Here is a 14417-nt window from a genome sequence, read left to right as displayed (position 1 = left end):
GTGGCCGATTCCCAGGAACGAAAAGGGCCGGCGGAATTGCTCCCGCCGGCCCTTCTCGGTTCGGTCCGCCCGGTCTCAGGCGCTCTTCGCCATGATCTCTTCCGCGACATTGCGAGGAACAGGATCGTAATGGTGGAACTGCATGGTGAAGGACGCGCGGCCCTTGGTCATGCTGCGGAGGTGGGAGATATAGCCGAACATCTCCTTCAGCGGCACATGCGCCCGCACGATGACCGTCGAGCCAGAGCTCTCCTGGTTCTGGATCATGCCACGGCGGCGATTGAGATCGCCCACCACATCGCCGACATGATCGTTGGGGGTCGTGACCTCCACATCCATGATCGGCTCCAGGATGATCGGGCCGGCCTGTTTCATGCCTTCGCGGAAACAGGCTTTCGCGGCGATTTCGAAGGCCAGCGCCGAGCTGTCCACGTCATGATACTTGCCGTCGACGAGTGTGTATTTGAAGTCGACAGTGGGGAAGCCGGCCAGCACGCCGGTCTCGCACTGGACCTTGATGCCCTTCTCGACCGCCGGGATGTATTCCCTCGGAACCGAGCCGCCGACCACCTTGTTTTCGAAGGCGACGCCCGCGTTGCGCTCCTGCGGCTCGAAGATGATCTTGACCTCGGCGTATTGGCCGGAGCCGCCGGACTGCTTCTTATGAGTATAGGTATGCGTATGCGGCTTGGAGATTGTCTCGCGATAGGCCACCTGCGGCGCGCCGATATTCGCATCCACGCCATGCTCGCGGCGTAGACGATCGATGATGATCTCGAGATGCAGCTCGCCCATGCCGGAGAGGATGGTCTGACCCGTCTCCTGGTCGGTCTTCAGGCGAAGTGACGGATCCTCACTGGCGAGCTTCTGCAGACCCAGGGTCATCTTCTCGATGCCTTCCTTGGTCTTGGGCTCCACCGAGATGTCGATGACGGGCACCGGGAAGGCCATGCGCTCCAAGATCACCGGGTCGTCATTCGAGGCGAGGGTATCGCCCGTCGTGGTGTCCTTGAGGCCGACGAAGGCGGCGATGTCGCCAGCCTCCACTTCCTTGATCTCCGCGCGCTTGTCGGCATGCATCTGGAACATACGGCCGATGCGCTCGCGATGGTCCTTCGTGGTGTTCTGCACCATGTCGCCGGATTTCAGCGTGCCAGCATAGACCCGCACGAAGGTCAGGGTGCCGTATTTGTCGTTGATGATCTTGAAGGCGAGGCCGGCGAAGGGCGCCTTGGGATTGGCCGGAATCACGCGGCGCTTGGCCAGCGCCTCGGGGGTATCCTCCTCGCCTTCCTCGGCCGCGACCTTGATGCCGGGCACGTCGATCGGCGACGGCAGAAAGTCTAGCACGGCGTCCAGCAGCGGCTGCACGCCCTTGTTCTTGAAGGCGGTGCCGCAGAGCACGGGGCGGAAGGCGCCGCTGATCGCGCCAGCCTTGATGCAGCGCTTCAGCGTCTCGACTGAGACGTCACCCTTGTCGAAATACTCCTCCATCGCGACGGTATCGACCGACAGCGCGGTATCGAGCAGAAGCTGGCGATACTCCGCCGCCTGCTCGACGAGGTCCTCCGGGATCGGCTCGTCATGGAATGCGGCGCCGAGTTCCCCGCCCTCCCAGATGATGGCCTTCATCTCGACCAGATCGACCACGCCCAGGAAGCCGTCCTCGATCCCGATCGGGAGCTGTAGAGGCAGCGCGATGATGTCGAGCTTCTCCTTCAGCGTCGCGAAGGCGCGGAAAAAGTCGGCGCCCGTGCGGTCCAGCTTGTTAATGAAAATGATGCGGGGGACGTTGTAGCGGTCCGCGAGACGCCAGTTGGTCTCGGACTGCGGCTGCACGCCGGCCACGCCCTCGATGATGAAGATGGCGCCGTCCAGCACTCGCAGGGAACGGTTAACCTCGATATTGAAGTCGATATGGCCGGGGGTATCGATGATGTTGATTCGATGACCTTTCCACTCGCAGGTCACCGCGGCGGAGGTGATTGTGATGCCCCGCTCCCGCTCCTGGTCCATATAATCAGTCGTGGTGTTCCCATCATGCACCTCACCGATCTTGTGGGAGACGCCCGTGTAATAGAGAATCCGCTCGGTCGTGGTGGTCTTGCCGGCGTCGATATGGGCGGTGATGCCGATGTTCCGCAGATGGGATAGCGGCGTAGTGCTGGTCACGGTCAGCCTCCATGCAAGAAAAGCGCGGCAAGGGCATCATCCCCGCGCGCCTGGTCACGTTCCAGCCCATTGCCGGTGTTGTCGTCGAGAGCTTTTGCGCCAAGACGGCCATTTTAGCAAGCGTGCGCGGCCCGGCGCGGGCGAGGCTGTGACCCGAAAGGGTAACTTGCCTGACCGAAATGTTGCTGGCCTGCAATTAACGGATCGTAATGTTTTACCGCTATAGTTTGGCCGCGAAGGCATCATAAAAGCCTAATACGACAAGCATTTCGGTTGGGTCCGCACAAGAAACTAGTGTCGTGGGGGCATCCGTACAGGCTAGTCTAGAACCGGCACCGGCGCTTCCGCGCCGCATTGGCTGCGGATGTCCAGGTTCCCGCCAGGTGGTCGGGGGCCGCTCATCACAGAATAAGGTGATCGACCCGTGGATGGTCAGAACGAGATGGAATTGAGGCCCGACCGCGGAGATGGTGGCACAACCGGCCACATCGACGAAGCGTCGATCGGCAAGGACCCTGGCATGCACAGCTGGCTGGTCGGCGCGCTGGCGATTGCGCGCTATCACGGCGTGGATCTTGATCCGACAACCTTCCGGATCGACCCCGCCGAGCCCAATCCCTCCCCCGCCGCTTTGGTGGAGTGGCTGCGCGAATGCGGGCTCTGGGCCAAGGCCGTCCGCATGAAATGGCAGCAGCTGATGCGCCTCGAATCGGCCGGACCCGTCATGCTCCTCATGAAGGATTCGGGCGCGGTCCTGATGGTCGAGGTCGACCCCGCCCGCAATGTGATCTTCGTCAAGGAGCCGTCGCTCGGCGGTGGCGGCGTGTCCGTGCCGGTCGACGAGTTACGCCTCTCCCAGGTCTGGGATGGGGAAGCCGTGCTCATCCGCCCCGCGCGCGGCGATAGCGAGCAGGAGGCGCCACTCAGTTTCGGCTTCCTCGCCAAGCTTGTGATGGTCGAGCGCTCGATTCTGCGGACGGTCGCTTTCACATCGCTGATCATCACCTTCCTGATGATCGTCCCGATCCTGATCGTCTTCACCTCTGTGCAGCGCGTGGTCGAGTATCACAGCATGAGCACGCTCCTGCTGGTGTCGATCATTCTGGTCATCGCTGTCTTGCTCGACGCGGTGTTGGAGCATGCCCGCGGCAGTCTCTTGCAGGTCGCCTCGACGCGAATCGATGCCAAGATTCAGCTCTATATCTTCCGCCGCCTGCTATCCCTGCCGCTGGATTATTTCGAGCGGACCCAATCCGGTCTCATCAGTCACGCGCTTGGCTCGGTCTATCGCATCCGCGACTTCATTACCGGCAAGCTGCTGACGACCTTCATCGACATGACCATGCTGCTCGTCCTGTTGCCGATCATGTTCTATATGGAGGCGACGCTCGCTTGGACGGTGTTGGTGGCGGCGGGTTTGATCATGGCGGTCATCGCCTGCTTCCTGCGCCCCCTCCGTATCCTCGCCGGCAAGGTATCGAGCGCCGAATCGCAGAAATACTCCATTCTGATCGAGAGCATTCACGGCATTCGCACAGTGAAATCGCTGGCTCTTGAATCTACCCGCTACGCGCAATGGGACCAGGACGTCGCCCATGCTGGTGATTTGCGATTGCAGGCCGGCCGGCTGGCGCTGTGGCCCTCGACACTGACCCTGCCGCTGCAGCGCTACACGCAATATGGCGCCATGCTCTTGGGCGCCTATCTGGCCCTCACCTCTGGCGATGCTACGGCCATCGGCTCGCTCATGGCCTTCTCGATGCTGTCGATGCGGGTCGCCTCACCGCTCGTCAGTTTCGCCAAGCTCATCCAAGAATTCGAGGAAGTGCGCGCGACAATGGGCGAGGCGCAGCTCGTCTTGAACAATCCCCCGGAAATCAAGGGGATCGACCGCGGATTGAGGCCAACATTCGCTGGCGCGATCGAGTTCGACAGCCTTTCCTTCACTTATCACGGCTCGCGCCGTCCGGCCCTGGATGACGTCAATTTCTCGGTTCCTCCCGGCACGATGCTCGGCCTCGTCGGGCGCAGCGGCTCGGGCAAATCTACCATTACCCGTTTGCTCCAGGGAATCAGCCGCGACTATTCAGGCTTCCTCAAGATCGACGGTGTAGAACTCCGCTCGATCAACCTGCGCCACCTCCGCCGCAACTTCGGCGTCGTGCTGCAGGAGAACTTCCTATTCCGTGGCTCGATCCGCGACAACATCATCAGCGGACGTCCCGGCCTCACGATGGAGGATGTCGTGCGTGCCTCGCGCCTCGCCGGCGCCGAGGAATTCATCGAGCGGATGCCGCAGGGCTACGACACCTTCATCCAGGAAGGTTCGCCAAATCTTTCCGGCGGGCAGCGGCAGCGTCTGGCGATTGCCCGCGCGCTTATCACCGATCCGCGACTCATGATCCTGGACGAGGCGACAAGCGCCCTCGATCCGGAGAGCGAGGCTCTGGTCAATGCCAATCTCCGCCGTATCGGCGCCGGGCGGACCATGGTGATCGTCTCCCATCGCCTTGCCTCGCTGGTCGATTGCGACGCCATCGTCGTGATGGATCAGGGCACGGTATTGGACTGCGGTACCCATGCGGAGCTCGTCGAGCGCTGCGCCGTCTATCGCATGCTGTGGCTACAGCAGAACCGCCACATGGTCGAAAATCAGGGGAATACCCGTCATGGCTCGCCAACTCCTGTCCTCGCCCAAGGGGACTGATCCTCAGGGCAACGCCCTGGCGGTTCTGGAATTCCAGTCCCCTACGGCAGCCCTGATCGCCACGCCTATCCCGCGCTCGGCGCGATACATTTCTGCGTTGGTCGGCACGGCGGTGATAGGCTGCCTGGTCGCGGCGACCGTCGTGAAGATCGACAAGGTCGTCACCGCGCAGGGTAAGCTGGTCTCGACGGTGCCGACGCAGATGATGCAGCCTTTGCAGACGTCGATCGTCCGCAACATCTACGTGCGTCGTGGTCAGATCGTGCATAAGGGGCAGCTCCTCGCCGAGCTTGATCCGACTTTTGCCATGGCCGATAGCCATGCGGACCAGGAGCAGGTGGATAGCTACACCGCTCAGATCGAGCGGCTACAGGCGCAGATCGGCAACAAACCCTATGTGCCGAGCTCAGCAAATGCGCAGTCGGAGCTGCAGCTCGAGACCTATAACCAGCTGCAGGCCCAGTACCTCTACGGGGTCAAGAACTTCGACCAGCAGATCGCCGGCCTCCAGGCGACATACGAACACGCCCAGGCGGATATCAATCAATACGGCAAGCGCCTCGAACTCGCGGCGAATGTCGAAAACATGCGCAACCGGCTGCAGCAGATGCAGGTGGGCAGCCGGCTCGATTCGCTCGCCGCGGCGGATAACCGGCTGAACATGGCGGGCAGCCTCGCGGACGCGCAGTCCGCCGCCAAGCAGGCGCTTGGGAATATCGCTTCCACCGTCGCGCAGCGGGGTGCCTTCATCCAGCAGTGGTTCTCGAATCTGTCGCAACAACTGCAGCAGGCGTCGAACTCCCTTGCGACCGCGCAGCAATCACTGACGAAGGATACCAAGGTCCATCAACTCGTCGATCTGCGCGCCGATCAAGATGCCATGGTGCTGACCATGGCGCGGGTATCGCCGGGTTCGGTGCTGCAAAGCGGCCAGCAGTTCCTCTCGCTCGTGCCGCTCAATGCACCACTCCAGGCGGAGATCGATATCGACGGTACCCAGTCGGGCTATGTCGGCGTCGGGGATCCGGTCACGATCAAGCTGCAGAGCCTGCCCTTCCTCATGTATGGGTCGATCAAAGGCCATATCGCATCGGTCAGCGCCGATTCCTTCAATCAGCAGGACGTCCAGAGCGGTGATGTGCCGAGCGTCAGCGGCACCGCGCCACAGACCCTCTTCTACCAGGCCCGCGTGGATTTCGATGCCAAGGAGCTGCATGACACGCCGCAGAACTTCACGCTCGAACCTGGCATGCCGATCGACGCGGATGTGAAGGTCGGTCGGCGGACCATCATGGAATATATGATGAGACGCATCCTGCCCGCCTTTAGCACCGGAATGCGCGAACCCAATTAATCCTGCGCGATGCTTGGCGAGAGGTTGGGCGCTCTCCTCTCGCTACCATCGTGCGAACCCTCGGAAAGCCGGCTTGCGAGGCGAAATTCGAGCGGTTCGGCGGAGGTGGAGGTGGTGTCGATCATCTCATCGACCGATTTGCGGACTCGGTGGCACGTCGGACACGCCCGTCTCTTCGGGCGCGCGGATGGTGGGGGGGTCGCCTCGGCTGGCGTCCGTGGCGGCCGATCCCTCGCAGGGATAGCGCCAACCACAAACCGGCTCCGCCGGAGAGCGGCGTGGATGAGGTTCCGCTCCGCACTGGCGGGCACATCGTGACGTGGCGAGGCGATCGACCTAAAATCAGACGGAGCGCAGCGGTGCTCCAGGACCGGCGGATTGGAAGGACTGAACTAAGTGTTGGGTTGGCTCAAAGGCAGCAGCGCGGCCCGCCTCCTCGCCAAGGGCGAGGCGCTGATCGAATCAGGTGATCGGGAAGGAGGTTTTCGGCTCGTCGCCCGCGCCGCGCAGACCCGGCTGCCGGCCGCCGAATATCGCGTCGGACTTTGCTACCTTCAGGGCAAAGGCGTGCCGCCGAGCCGCACCGAGGGCCGGCGGTGGCTCGAACTCGCCGCGACCGAAGGCCATGCCGAGGCGCAATCCGCCCTAGCGACCTTGCTCGTCAATGGCCAGACCGAGGATGGCCCGATCACCAGCGGCGCGGGCATCTTCGCCGATGATCGCGCGAGCCAGCCGGATTTCATTACGGCGGAACGCTGGGCGCGGCGCGCAGCCGAAGCCGGCTCCGCCGACGGCCAGGCGCTGCTCGGCTATATAATGAGTGTCGGGCCGGACTCGATCCAAAATCTCGAACAGGCGGAGAGCTGGTACGGCCGCGCCGCAGAGTCCGGCAGCGCCCAGGGCATGCTCGGACTTGGGCTCTCACTGCTGCGCCGTGCCGGAACCGACCCGGAGCTGCAATCCCGGGGCGTCGGCCAGATCGCCGCCGCAGCCGACTTAAAGCTGCCGATGGCGCAGTATCTTCGCGGCGTCCTGCTCGAGCATGGCGTGGGCCTGCCAAAGGACCCGGCGACAGCCGTCATCCTCTACAAGATGGCCGCCGAGGCCGGAGTTCGCGCGGCCATGGCGCGTCTTGGCCTCGCCCTTATCGAGGGTCGTGGCGGCAAGGCCGATCCGGTCGGCGGCGAATCATGGCTGCGCCGCGCAGCCCTTGCGGGCGATATCGAAGCGGCAACCCTCATCGGCGACATCTACGCGCGCGGCGGCGACCTGCCCCCGAATTACGCCGAGGCGGCGATCTGGTTCCAACGCGCGGCTGAAGGCGGCCATGCGACGGCGGCCCGGGCCCTTGGGATGCTCTACCTCACCGGCGCAGGGGTTGGCCGCAACGCCGAGGAAGCGGCGGTCTGGTTCGAACGCGCTGCTGCCGCGGGCAACCAGCGCTCGCAAGTCGACCTCGCCAATCTCGTGCTCGAGGGCAATGTGCGCGAGGCGGATACCGACCGCATGCGCTCCTGGTTCGAGCAGGCGGCGGAAAGCGGCGACCTCATGGCCGCCTTTAATTTCAGCGTCTGCCTTTCGCGGGGCTTCGGCATCGAGCAGGATCCCGAGCGAGCGGCCTTCTGGATGCGCCGGGCGGCAGATGGCGTCGTCAATGCGCAATACCACTACGGCCGCATGCTGGCGGACGGCACCGGGGTTCCGGCGGACCCGGCCGGGGCGCGCATCTGGTTCGGCAAGGCCGCGGAATTCGGCATGACGGAGGCGCAGGTCGCGCTGGGCGAGATGCTGGTCAATGGGCGTGGTGGCGCACGCGATCACTTCGAGGCGGCGAAACTCTTCGAGAAGGCGGCCGCCAATGGGCATGGCGGCGCGATGTTCGGCCTAGGCGCGCTTTACGGCGGCGGTCATGACCTGCCGACGGATCGCCGCCTTGCCCTCCGCTGGTTCCGCGATGCCGCGGAAAGGAGCCATCCGCAAGCGCAGCTCATGCTCGGGCGCTACCTTCGACGTGGCCTGGCTGGCCCCGCCGATCCCGTTCAGGCCGAGCTGTGGTTCACCCGCGCCGCACAGAATGGCGTCAGGGAGGCCGCCGCTGAACTCGCACTGATCAATGCGGATAAAGCAGCCGCGGCCGCAGCGGCTGTGCCGCCCCCTGAAAGCAATGCTGCCGCCGAAACGGTCAAGGGTCCGCAGCTTATTCACAATTAGAACATGGCGATGACGTTCATGTTCGCGCTGCGCGATCCTAGGACCGAAACCTTGATTTTCTCGCGCTCAAGGGCAATCGCGCTCCATCCTTTGCGGCGCTAGGAAGGGCCATGCTCCACACGCAGGCCCGGCGATCCACCCGATGAGCGGCGTCCACGGCGCGCATAGCCTGCATTGGCTCATGGCCGATGGCGAGAAGAGCCGGCCGCAACCGATCGACCTCGCGCTCGATGCCTGGACCAAGGGCCAAGCCGCGCTCATGGCGGGGGATTTGCCCAGTGCTCGGCGGTGGGCGGATCGCGCTTATCGGCTGGGGCCTGACGATACCCAGGTCAGCTTCCTATTCGGCCTCGTCCTCGTGCGGCAGCACGACCCCCGCGCCATCGAGGTCTTCCGCGATCTCATCCGAAGATCGGATACCTTGCCCGCCCATGGCGGATTGATCGCGGCGACACGGATGGCTGGAACGCCGAAAGCAGCAGCCGAAGCAGTTGCCGCCCTGCTCATGCGCTTCGCCCCGCCAGAGGATGCGGGTTTCGGCGATACGGTTACGGGGCTCGCCCGGGCGACCGGCCGGCCAGGCTGGTGCGGCGCCGATGGCAGCGGCAATGTCGTCGCCGTCGCGGAGGGAACACCGCGTTTCGCCCTCGATGGCCGGCCGGCCCGGCTGGCGAAGACGGAGACCGGCTACCTCCTGCCCGCCGCCGCGGCTGGCGCCTTCAGCCTGTCGGTCGAGACGGAAGACGGTGCCCTGCTCGGAAGCCCGATCGACCTCATGCGCCGCCGCCGCAGCGAGGGCTTCGTGGAGGCCAGGGATGGCGGGTTGCTAGGCTGGGCCTGGCTCCCTGCCGATCCCAACCTGGCGCCCGCCCTCCGCATCGAAAGCGCGACGCGTCGTTTCGCGCCGATCGGCATCACGCCCGAGGGCATGGCGCAATTCCCCAATCTGGACGGCCTCACCCGACCGCTCGCCTTTCACCTGCCCGCCGAGGCGCTGCCGTCGCGGCCCGGCCTGCTGCATGTGAGGGACGTCTTCGGTCGCGATCTCACTGGTAGTCCCCTTGCGCCCAGCCTCTGGGCCGAAGCAGCGGACGCCGGGGCGCGGCTGCTTGCCCATCGGACGCCCCTCGCTCTGCCCCCAGCGCGGCGGACCGCACCACCTGCTCTGCTCCCGATCTCCGCCGCGACCTGGGTCCCCGAACGTCCGCCGCCCACCGGAACGCGGCCTCGCCAACTCGGTCCGGCAGTCGTCATGCCAGTCTATGGCGGCGGGGCGGAAACCCTGCGCAGCCTCGAGCGCGTCCTCGGCACAGTACCTGCGGGCACGCCCGTCATCGTCGTGGACGATGCCTCGCCCGAGCCGCCGCTCGTGCGGGCGCTGGATGAACTGGCGCGACAGCGGCGCATCCGCCTCATCCGCCACGCCCGCAACGCCGGCTTCCCGACCAGCGCGAATGACGGTATGCGCGCCGCTGGGCGGCGGGATGTCGTGCTGGTCAATAGCGATGCGCTGGTGCCGCCCGGCTGGCTCGAAAGGCTGCGACGTGCAGCCCATTCGGCGCCCGATATCGGCTCGGTCGCGCCGCTCTCGAACGACGCCACGATCCTGAGCTATCCGCGACGTGACGAGCACCAGCCGCCGCCGGACCGGCGCATGCTCGACCGTATCGATCGCCTTGCGGCGCGCGCGAACGGCGAGGCGGTCGTCGAGATCCCGACCAGCGTCGGCTTCTGCATGTATATCCGCCGCGACTGCCTCGAAGAGGCCGGCGGGTTCCGCGAGGATCTCTTCGCACAGGGCTATGGCGAGGAGAACGACTTTTGCCTCCGTTCCCGCCATCTCGGCTGGCGGCACGTCGTGGCGCCTGGGATTTTTGTCGCCCATATCGGTGGCCTGTCCTTCGGTGCCGCGCGTGAACACCTGCTCAGGCGCAACCTTGGCATCCTCGACGCGCTGCACCCCGGCTATCGCGACCTAATCACTGCGCATCTCGATGCCGACCCGCTGGCGCCCGCCCGCCATCGCCTTGACCGTGCCCGCTGGGAAGCGGAACGGCGCAGCGCCTCGGTCATCCTGATCACTCATGACGAGGGCGGCGGAGTGGAGCGCCAGATCGGCGCCCGTGCCGCTGCTTTGACCGCCGAAGGGCTGCGACCGATTATCCTGCGGCCGAATGACAGCGGCGGCTGCATCATCGAACTGCCGGATGCGCGAGCGAATGTCTGGCGCCGCGACTTTCCCAATCTTCGGTTCCAGCTACCCGAAGAACTAGACGCACTCGTGGATTTGCTGCGCGGTGATCATGTGCGGCACGTCGAACTGCATCATCAGCTCGGCCACGATCATGCAATCCTGTCCTTGGCGGAACGCCTCGGTGTTCCGCTCGATATTCATGTGCATGACTATGCCTCGGTCTGCCCGCGTGTCGCGCTGGTCAGCGAGTCGCGGCGCTATTGCGGCGAGCCGGATGAGGCGCAGTGCGAAATTTGCGTCGCGGATCTCGGGAGCCGGCTACGGGAGCCGATTGGCGTCGGCGCGCTCAGGCGACGCACGCGCGAGGATATGGCGACCGCCCGCGCGATCATCCTGCCATCAGCCGATGTCGCGACGCGGCTGCGGCGCTACATTCCCGAGCTTCACGCGCAGGTCCGCCCTTGGCAGGACGATGCAGCGATCCCGGCTCAGCGTCCGCCGCCGCATAGCCCGCCCGGGGGCCGACGGCGGCGTGTCGCGGTGGTGGGCGCGCTCGGCACCGAGAAGGGCTATGATGTCCTGCTTGGCTGCGCCCGGGACGCCGCGCGACGCGACCTGCCGCTGGAATTCATCGTCGTCGGCTATACCCATGACGATTCGCGCCTCATCGACACGGGCCGCGCCTTCGTCACCTACCGCTTTCCACAGGACCGGGCGGCCGCGGAAATCGCGGCTCAAGCGCCGGATATCGGCTTCATACCCTCGGTCTGGCCGGAAACCTGGTGCTTCGCGCTCAGCGATGCCTGGGCGGCGGGGCTGCGGGTCGCGGTGTTCGATATCGGCACCCAGGCGGAGCGTGTGCGGGCCACAGGACGCGGATGGGTGCTGCCGCTGGCACTGCCTTCGGCTGGCATTAACAACTCCCTGCTAGCACTCGCGGGTCACCCCGGCTGACAGGCTTGCGCTGAAAAGGGATGCGGATTGGCGCGCTGAAGATTGGGAAAGCTTGGAGAATTGCATGCGGCGCTTGTGGGCAAGGCGCGGGCCGCAGTGTAGATCAATGCGTCACTTTGCAGTCTGCGGCATTGTCCGTAAGGCGGAGCATCGCCATCGCGATGCGCTGTCGCGGAATTACCATTTTTATGAGGCATCGAAATGTCCCAGGCCGAAAGGCAAGTTCCCTCCCGGACCGCGGAAGACCGGATCCAGGAGATTAAGGCGTCCGCGCACTTGATGACGCTCGACACAGGGCTTTTTTGCCTGGTGAATGGCTCGACGCCACCGCCGCAGGGCGTGCTCGCCGGTGTGCGCATCTCGGCGGTTGACCCGGCGGATCGGCGTGTCGCGATTACCGGCTTTCGCAGTGACGGATGGCTGGATGGGGCGGGTGATTCCGCTTTGATCCGGGTTCAGAACGGACCGGCCCAGATTTTGGTCACGATCTACCAAAGTGCGACAGGACCTGAAAATCCACCAAAGCTGCGTGTTCTGCGCCTCACCGATTCGGTTCCGACCAAGGAGGCGCCGCAGGCCGGACCCGTGGCTGGCGCCGCGCCGGCTCCCGTCATGGTGCTGAGCGGGCATCACGACGTCGTCGCGCATATGCAACGGGCGGGCGATGTCGGCCGGCCCTTCGGAGAGTGGCTCGGTGACCAAGGCGGCCGCAAATGGATCGAAGGCTTCAGTATTACGCCACCTGAGGGGCTAACGCCCGCTGACATCACCTATCAGGCCGTGCTCGGCCGCGGCTGGCTGTCGCCGTGGTCAGAGGCTGGGCAGTTCTGCGGCAGCCGTGGCATGGCCCTCCCGATCCTCGGCGTGAAGATCAAGCTCAGCCCTAAGGCCGCCGAGCGCTATGCCCTGAGCTACGAGGCGACCTTCGTGGACGGCTCGGCAGTGGGTCCGTTGGATTCGGACGAGAGTTGCGAAACCGCAGCCCTCGCGCCACTCGAGGCTTTACGCATCTCGCTCGTTGCAAAAGCGAGCGGCACCGCCTCGGTCCAGGCCGTGCCCGTGTCGGCTGACCCGGCGAAGGCCGCCAAGCCGCAGGTTGTCCCTAAGCCCGCAGTGGTTAAGCCAGCCCCGGCACCAACGCCCGCTTCAACCGCCGCCGAGGCCGCGAAGAAGGTACCCCCACGCCGCCGCTGAGATCACGCACCGTCTGACGAGGCCGACTTGCGATTTCTCATCGTCCACCAGAATTTCCCGGGGCAGTTCTTCCACCTCGTGAGATCCCTGACGGAGGCGGGCCACGAGGTCATCTTCCTGAGCGAGCCCAATGCGAACCATATGCCGGAGGTTCGCAAGGTCTCTTATGTCTCGCCGCGCATCTCGGAAGCGGTCGTGCATCCGCATGCGCGGGAGTTCGAGCTTGCGCTGCGGCGCGGGGAGGCAGCCGCCACCGCGGCGCGCCAGATCAAGGCTCTCGGCTTTACCCCCGATATCATCATCGGTCATCATGGCTGGGGCGAGTTGCTGAACCTGCGCGACGTCTTCCCCTCGACGCCGCTGCTTGGCTATTTTGAATTCTACTACAATGTCGCCGGCCAGGATGTCGGCTTTGATCCGGAATTCGTCATGCCGGAGCAGAGCTTCCCCGGCGTGCGCGCGAAAAATGCCGTCAACCTGCTTGCGCTCGATCTCAAGAACTGCATCGGGCAGACGCCGACGGTATGGCAGCGGAATACCTACCCGGACTGGGCAAGGAGTCGCATAGAATTGCTGCCGGAAGGCGTCGATCTCCAAACTTGCAGTCCCACTCAGCGTGCGGCTCGAATCTTTACAATGCCGGATGGCTACAAGCTTGCGCCCCGCGCGCCGCTCGTCACCTTCATCGCTCGCAACCTGGAGCCCTATCGCGGCTTCCATAGCTTCATGCGCTCCCTCCCGCATCTGCTGGACGCCAATCCGGAACTGCATGTGTCGATCGTCGGCATTGATCGCACGGGCTATGGCGCACCGCCCGCCGACGGCACCACTTGGCGCGTGCATATGGAAGCTGAACTCGCGGGCAAGCTCGATCTGTCTCGCATTCATTTCCTGGGCCAAGTGCAGTTCGAAACGCATGTCGAGCTACTTCGCCGCTCGGACGCGCATGTGTATTTGACCTATCCCTTCGTCGCCTCTTGGTCCCTTCGCGAGGCGATGGCAATCGGCTGCGCCATCGTCGCGAGCGACACCACGCCGGTGCATGAATTCATCACGCATGAGGAGACGGGTCTCCTCACCCCGTTCCACGACCCGGAGGCATTGGCCGCTTCGGTTTTGCGCCTATTGCAGGACCGCAAACTCAACCGCGACTTGCGGCTTCGCGCGCGCGCCTTTGCCGAGCGCGAACTCGATCTGCGCGATTACCTTCGCCACTACGGCGATCTCATCGAACGACTGACTGGCAAGACCTTGGCGCGGAGCGCGAGAGAGAAGAAGAACTAGTGAAAACCGGCGCCGGCCAAGGCTGCGGACGTCATCCTCAGAGGGGCAAGACTACATGTCTGCTCGAGACGTATTTGTTAGCACTTGGTACTCAGCTCCCAACAAGCACGCTTTGCGAGCATTAAGAGACGCGCGCCGTACCGCCAGTTTCTGCGCCGATGTGGGTGGTAGCTAATCGACCTCACCGCAAATTTGTTGCCAGCGAAACCGTTTGGAAAGTGTTGTCTGGTACGGTCCACGCCTGCAACCAAATAGCGAGACGCAGACTTCGGCATCAGGATTGTCAGCTAGCAGAAATTCGCCCACATCGATTTCGTCCGAAGAGCGCCGGGCTGGAGCTCATGTTT

The 14417-nt window shown here is 64.4% G+C and carries 8 protein-coding genes; 7 read left to right on the top strand and 1 reads right to left on the bottom strand.

Going from position 1 to position 14417, the window contains the following annotated elements; genetic code table 11:
* Positions 1–75 precede the first annotated feature (75 nt).
* The gene (gene fusA, locus GSQ92_RS17220) at positions 76–2172 is read right to left on the bottom strand and encodes an elongation factor G (protein ID WP_159013778.1); all 2097 of its coding nucleotides are present in this window, start codon (positions 2170–2172) and stop codon (positions 76–78) included.
* Positions 2173–2183: 11 nt separating this feature from the next.
* Here fusA and GSQ92_RS17215 point away from each other — a divergent pair, with 11 nt between their 5' ends.
* From GSQ92_RS17215 to GSQ92_RS17185, 7 genes are all read left to right on the top strand, one after another.
* Complete coding sequence (locus tag GSQ92_RS17215; RefSeq protein ID WP_158803875.1) at positions 2184–2324, top strand: hypothetical protein; 141 nt, start codon at positions 2184–2186, stop codon at positions 2322–2324.
* Positions 2325–2596: 272 nt separating this feature from the next.
* Entirely contained in the window at positions 2597–4879 is a 2283-nt protein-coding gene (locus GSQ92_RS17210) for a peptidase domain-containing ABC transporter (RefSeq protein WP_216850233.1), read from the top strand.
* Positions 4842–6233 (top strand): HlyD family type I secretion periplasmic adaptor subunit, encoded by a 1392-nt coding sequence (locus tag GSQ92_RS17205; RefSeq protein ID WP_158803876.1) that lies wholly within the window; start codon positions 4842–4844, stop codon positions 6231–6233. Before GSQ92_RS17210 ends, GSQ92_RS17205 begins: the two co-directional genes overlap by 38 nt.
* Positions 6234–6629: 396 nt before the next feature.
* Entirely contained in the window at positions 6630–8444 is a 1815-nt protein-coding gene (locus GSQ92_RS17200; protein ID WP_158803877.1) for a tetratricopeptide repeat protein, read from the top strand.
* A gap of 142 nt (positions 8445–8586) precedes the next feature.
* Positions 8587–11592 carry a glycosyltransferase gene (locus GSQ92_RS17195; protein ID WP_158803878.1) on the top strand — a complete coding sequence of 1002 codons (3006 nt, stop codon included), beginning with the start codon at positions 8587–8589 and terminating at the stop codon, positions 11590–11592.
* 279 nt (positions 11593–11871) lie between these two features.
* A complete protein-coding gene (locus GSQ92_RS17190) occupies positions 11872–12786 on the top strand; it encodes a hypothetical protein (RefSeq protein ID WP_158803879.1) in 915 nt (304 codons plus the stop codon).
* A 27-nt stretch (positions 12787–12813) separates the two neighbouring features.
* Positions 12814–14070: a glycosyltransferase gene (locus tag GSQ92_RS17185; RefSeq protein ID WP_158803880.1), complete on the top strand. Its 1257-nt coding sequence runs from the start codon at positions 12814–12816 to the stop codon at positions 14068–14070.
* Positions 14071–14417 lie beyond the last annotated feature (347 nt).

Origin of the sequence: Acidisoma sp. S159, from assembly GCF_009766125.1 — a bacterium.
Taxonomy (GTDB): domain Bacteria; phylum Pseudomonadota; class Alphaproteobacteria; order Acetobacterales; family Acetobacteraceae; genus Acidisoma.
The sequence above is the reverse complement of the archived record's forward strand: the minus strand, read 5'-3'. Positions and strand labels throughout refer to the sequence as shown.

Bases quoted from the DNA above. Each gene is read 5' to 3' on its own strand.
- GSQ92_RS17215 (WP_158803875.1), top strand. From the start codon at position 2,184: ATGCAAGAAAAGCGCGGCAAGGGCATCATCCCCGCGCGCCTGGTCACG.
- GSQ92_RS17205 (WP_158803876.1), top strand. From the start codon at position 4,842: ATGGCTCGCCAACTCCTGTCCTCGCCCAAGGGGACTGATCCTCAGGGC.
- GSQ92_RS17195 (WP_158803878.1), top strand. From the start codon at position 8,587: ATGAGCGGCGTCCACGGCGCGCATAGCCTGCATTGGCTCATGGCCGAT.
- GSQ92_RS17190 (WP_158803879.1), top strand. From the start codon at position 11,872: ATGACGCTCGACACAGGGCTTTTTTGCCTGGTGAATGGCTCGACGCCA.